This is a genomic window from Rhodococcus sp. EPR-147 (assembly GCF_001647185.1).
GTDB lineage: Bacteria > Actinomycetota > Actinomycetes > Mycobacteriales > Mycobacteriaceae > Rhodococcoides.
The window spans coordinates 1-4,992 of the sequence record NZ_LVCU01000277.1 but is presented as its reverse complement, the minus strand read 5'-3'; the positions used below and the strand labels follow the sequence as shown (position 1 = coordinate 4,992).

Here is a 4,992-nt window from a genome sequence, read left to right as displayed (position 1 = left end):
GCTCTTCCTCGGCCGCTTCGACGAACCACGCAAGGGAATGGCGGTCCTGCTCGGGGCACTGCCCACCCTCGTCGAATCCCATCCCGAGATCGAGATCCTCATCGTCGGCCGCGGCGACGAGGACAAGCTCCGCAAGGACGCAGGCGCACTCGCCTCGCACCTGACGTTCCTGGGGCAGGTGGACGATGCGACCAAGGCATCGGCGATGCGCAGCGCCGACGTCTACTGCGCACCCAACCTCGGCGGTGAGAGCTTCGGCATCGTCCTCGTCGAGGCCATGGCCGCCGGAACTCCGGTGGTGGCAAGCGAACTCGACGCATTCCGGCGGGTGCTCAAGGACGGCACCTGCGGACTGCTGGTTCCGATCGACGATTCCGATGCCGTCGCCGCCGCAGTGACCGCGATCCTCTCCGACGACACCGTTCGTGCTCGCCTCGTCGATGCCGCCTCGGTCGCCGTGGCCGCCTACGACTGGCCCGTCGTCGCCGAGCAGATCCTGCGGGTCTACGAAACCGTCACCCTCGGGGGCCAGAAAGTGCGGGCGGCGAACTGATGACCCTCTCGGCGCTCACGATCCTGGTACTCGGTCTGGTCGCGGTACTGATTCTCGTCGTCGGCCTGTGGGCGTACGGCACGGCGAACCGACTGGACCGCTTGCACGTGCGTACCGACCTTGCCTGGCAGGCACTCGATGCAGCACTGGCCCGCCGTGCCGTCGTCGCGCGAGCGGTGTCCGCTGCCACCCGCGACACGGCCTCGGCGAGCAGAGAACTCGCCGCACTGGCCGATCGGGCCGAACGCGCCGACCGGTCGCAGCGGGAAGAGGCCGAGAACGCGGTGTCCATGGCTCTTGCCGTCGTCGAGCCGAACGCCCTGCCCCCGCAACTGGTCGCCGAACTGGCCGACGCCGAGGCTCGCGTGCTGATCGCACGGCGCTTCCACAACGACGCCGTCCGGGACACTCTGGCGCTGCGGGTCAGACGCCCGGTCCGGTGGTTGCATCTGGGTGGTACCGCGGCCCTGCCGTCGTATTTCGAGATCGCCGAGCGGTCTGCTGCCGCGACGTTCGGCAGCGAGAACAGAGCCACTCCGCGAACATCCGCTCGGGTGGTGCTGCTCGACGAACGGGGCCGCGTTCTGCTGTTGCGCGGACACGATCCGACGGTGCCCGACACCTTCTTCTGGTTCACCATCGGTGGGGCAGTGGAGAAGGGCGAGTCGCTCCGCGAAGCAGCGGTGCGCGAGGTGCACGAGGAAACCGGCCTGACCGTCGCGGCGGCAGATCTGCGCGGTCCACTGTGGCGACGGGTTGCCACGTTCCCGTTCAACGGAACCCTGATCCGTTCCGAGGAACTGTTCTTCGCGATCCGTACGCAGGAGTTCGAGCCCCACAGCGCCGGGTTCACCGATTTCGAGCGCCGCACCGTGACCGGCCATCAGTGGTGCACCGAGGCCGACATCCGTGCGCTCAGCGCAGTCGGCGAGAACGTCTATCCCCAGGACCTCGCGGAACTGCTGGACGAGGTGAACGTGGCTCTCGCGCGACGCGGCGACCCGGACGTGCGCGCTATCCGGTAGCAATCTGGACCCTTTTCGAGCAGTCCAGCAATCATGAAGTGGTTATGGGAAACCGTCGCCAGGAGGCCTACAGTTCTGGGCGCGACTTCGCGCCGCGCGTGATCGATTGCGCGACTGGACGTGGTCGCACATATCAGTCCGGAGCGCCACGAACGGTGCCCAGAACACAGGAGTCGGCTTGAGTACCCCACACGCATCCACTACACCCGCTGGATCTGCCGAAGGCGGTTCGGGCGAGAACGGAATCGGCACCGCGCGCGTCAAGCGGGGGATGGCCGAGATGCTCAAGGGCGGCGTCATCATGGACGTGGTCACCGCCGATCAGGCCAAGATCGCCGAAGACGCCGGAGCAGTTGCCGTCATGGCCCTCGAGCGCGTCCCCGCCGACATTCGCGCTCAGGGTGGGGTGTCGCGCATGAGCGACCCCGACATGATCGACAGCATCATCTCCTCGGTCAGCATCCCGGTGATGGCGAAAGCCCGCATCGGCCACTTCGTCGAAGCGCAGATTCTGCAGAGCCTCGGCGTCGACTACATCGACGAGTCCGAGGTGCTCACCCCGGCCGATTACGCCAACCACATCGACAAGTGGAACTTCACCGTTCCCTTCGTCTGTGGTGCCACCAACCTGGGTGAGGCGATGCGTCGAATCACCGAGGGGGCGGCCATGATTCGCTCCAAGGGCGAGGCCGGAACCGGCGACGTCTCGAACGCGACGACGCACATGCGCAAGATCCGCGACGAGATCCGTCGCCTCACCTCGCTCCCCGAGGACGAGCTGTACGTGGCGGCGAAGGAACTGCAGGCCCCGTACGACCTCGTCGTCGAGGTCGCCCGGGCCGGCAAACTGCCCGTCACACTGTTCACCGCCGGCGGCATCGCCACTCCCGCGGACGCAGCGATGATGATGCAGCTCGGTGCCGAGGGCGTGTTCGTCGGATCGGGAATCTTCAAGTCCGGCAACCCCAAGGAGCGCGCCGAGGCGATCGTCAAGGCCACCACGTTCTTCGACGACCCCGATGTGCTCGCCAAGGTCTCGCGCGGTCTCGGTGAGGCAATGGTCGGCATCAACGTCGACGACCTCCCCGTCGGACACCGTCTCGCCGAGCGTGGCTGGTGACGGTTCTGCGTCAGTAGCGTTCGAGTGCCGGGCGGTCGGGATGGTCCCATCGGACCAGAAAATCCGGCCGCTCGGCCGAGCCGTCGAGGCTCTCGTAGTACTCGAGCAACGGGGCGCAGGTCCACTGATCGGGGGCGCTCGTTCTGCGGCGTAAAGCGTTCGCGGACAGGCGTAGCTGCACCGACAGATCGACGTTCAATCCCCGTCCGAGCAGCATGGGTCCCGCGATCAGGACGATCTGATTCGCCGCCGCCGAGGTTGTGCGGGCCCGAGCCGAGCGGTCGGTGGCCTCATCCCACAGTCGCGGTAGAAAGTGACCTCCGCCACCGGGTCCCAGCGGGGCGATGACTTCTCGAACCAGGGCGTCGTAGTCGAACCACAGTGTGCGATAGCTCAATTCGTCGTTCCGCGAGTATTCGAATCGAATGGACGCAGGTCGGACGTAGTCGTGCAGGTCGACGACGGCAGCCGGACGGCCCCGAGAGCGGGCGTGTTCGGCTGTGCGCGTGGCGAAGTCGACCGGTCGCGCGGCATCGGCACCGTCGATCACGACGATCGAGCGGGCACCGTCCGGGCACGAATCGACGATCGACTCGACGAGAAGATCGGGAAATATCGGCATCGGTTGACCCACACCGACCATCTTGCCTGGTCCATCCATTGTTAGCCTGAGCCGTTGTCACAGAAAGGTGGACACCAGCCATGGCCAGCATCGAGGACATTCTCGAATTGGAACGGATCGAGAACGACATCTATCGGGGACGGACTTTCCCTTCTCGGTTGCCCCGTACGTTCGGCGGTCAGGTGGCGGGCCAGGCGCTCGTCGCGGCGGTGCGCACAGTGGCTCCCGAGTTTCGTGTGCACTCGCTGCACGGCTACTTTCTGCGTCCGGGCAATCCGAACGAACCGGCCGTCTTCATGGTCGATCGGATCCGCGACGGCCGGTCGTTCTGCACACGCCGCGTCACCGGAATTCAGCACGGCAAGGCGATCTTCACGATGTCTGCCTCGTTCCACGGCGACGACGACGGCATTTCGCACCAGGACGTCATGCCCGAGGTCGTCGGACCGGACAGCCTGCCCGATCCCACCACCCTCGCCGAATACGACCACTCGTACTACAAGGAGTGGTCGGAATGGGACATCCGTCTCATTCCCGAAGACCAGACCGTCAAGCATCCCAGTTTCGCTGCGCAGCAACGTGTGTGGTTCCGCTACCGCGATACGTTGCCCGACGATCAGGTGTTCCACGTCTGCGCACTCGCGTACATGAGCGACATGACGTTGATCGGCTCCGCCAAGGTGCCGCACCCGGACGCCGTCACCCAGACGGCCTCGCTCGATCACGCGCTGTGGTTCCTGCGGCCGTTCCGGGCAGACGAATGGTTGCTCTACGACCAGACGTCACCGTCGGCCGATTTCGGCCGGGCACTGGCTCAGGGGCGAATTTTCGACACGTCCGGACGCATGGTTGCCGCGGTGGTGCAAGAAGGGCTCATGCGTTACGAGCGGGACCCGGACGCGCCTCATGTCGATCCCTTCGGCCGCAAGTGACCGCTCCGACCATCGGTGTTCTCGCGCTGCAGGGCGACGTTCGCGAACACCTGGCTGCGCTCGAGTCGAGCGGTGCGCGCGGAGTCACCGTGCGGCGTCCTGCCGAACTGGCGCAGATCGACGGCTTGATCATCCCCGGCGGGGAATCGACGACCATGAGCAACCTGCTCGGCGTGTTCGAGCTCCTCGACCCGCTGCGCGCGCGGTTGGCGGAGGGACTGCCTGCCTACGGCTCCTGTGCGGGCATGATTCTGCTGGCGTCCGAGATTCTCGACACCAGGCCCGACGCCCGACATCTGGATTGCCTCGACATCACCGTGCGGCGCAACGCTTTCGGTCGTCAGGTCGATTCGTTCGAGACCGATCTCGACGTCACCGGTATCGACGGTGGGCCGGTGCGGGCGGTGTTCATTCGCGCGCCGTGGGTCGAGCGGGTGGGCGAGCGCGTCGAGGTGCTCGCCACCGTGCCGCACGGACCGGCCGCCGGACGCGTGGTTGCCGTTCGCCAGAACTCCGTTCTCGCGACGAGTTTTCATCCCGAGGTCACCGGCGACGATCGAGTGCACGCACTCTTCGTCGACATGGTGCGCAGCCGCTAGAACCTTCGACGGTCGGACGGTGCCGAGCGCGGTACCGGGCGAGTAAAGTCGACAACACTGATTTCGAGCAGGAAGGGGCCCTATCGCATGAGCGGCCACTCAAAATGGGCCACCACCAAGCACAAGAAGGCGGTGATCGAC

Annotated in this window: 6 protein-coding genes; 5 read left to right on the top strand and 1 reads right to left on the bottom strand. The window is 66.0% G+C overall.

What is annotated here, in order from left to right; translation table 11 throughout:
• The 3 genes from A2J02_RS13180 to pdxS form a co-directional block, all read left to right on the top strand.
• On the top strand, nt 1-553 hold a 553-nt coding region (locus tag A2J02_RS13180; protein WP_156516215.1), incomplete at its 5' end, for a glycosyltransferase family 4 protein.
• Nucleotides 553-1,578, top strand: coding sequence for an NUDIX hydrolase (locus tag A2J02_RS13175; RefSeq protein WP_068050596.1), 1,026 nt, complete (start codon nt 553-555; stop codon nt 1,576-1,578). The genes A2J02_RS13180 and A2J02_RS13175, both read left to right, overlap by 1 nt.
• 178 nt (nt 1,579-1,756) lie before the next feature.
• On the top strand, nt 1,757-2,698 hold the full coding sequence (gene pdxS / locus A2J02_RS13170) for a pyridoxal 5'-phosphate synthase lyase subunit PdxS (RefSeq protein WP_082899040.1): 942 nt from the start codon (nt 1,757-1,759) through the stop codon (nt 2,696-2,698).
• 10 nt (nt 2,699-2,708) lie between these two features.
• Here the strand turns inward: pdxS and A2J02_RS13165 are convergent, their stop codons facing one another.
• Entirely contained in the window at nt 2,709-3,341 is a 633-nt protein-coding gene (locus A2J02_RS13165; RefSeq protein ID WP_231894004.1) for a hypothetical protein, read from the bottom strand.
• Between the two features lie 59 nt (nt 3,342-3,400).
• Here A2J02_RS13165 and A2J02_RS13160 point away from each other — a divergent pair, with 59 nt between their 5' ends.
• Complete coding sequence (locus A2J02_RS13160; RefSeq protein WP_068050595.1) at nt 3,401-4,252, top strand: acyl-CoA thioesterase; 852 nt, start codon at nt 3,401-3,403, stop codon at nt 4,250-4,252.
• Nucleotides 4,249-4,851: a pyridoxal 5'-phosphate synthase glutaminase subunit PdxT gene (pdxT, locus tag A2J02_RS13155; RefSeq protein WP_068050594.1), complete on the top strand. Its 603-nt coding sequence runs from the start codon at nt 4,249-4,251 to the stop codon at nt 4,849-4,851. The genes A2J02_RS13160 and pdxT overlap by 4 nt, the downstream gene beginning before the upstream one ends.
• Nucleotides 4,852-4,992: the final 141 nt, after the last annotated feature.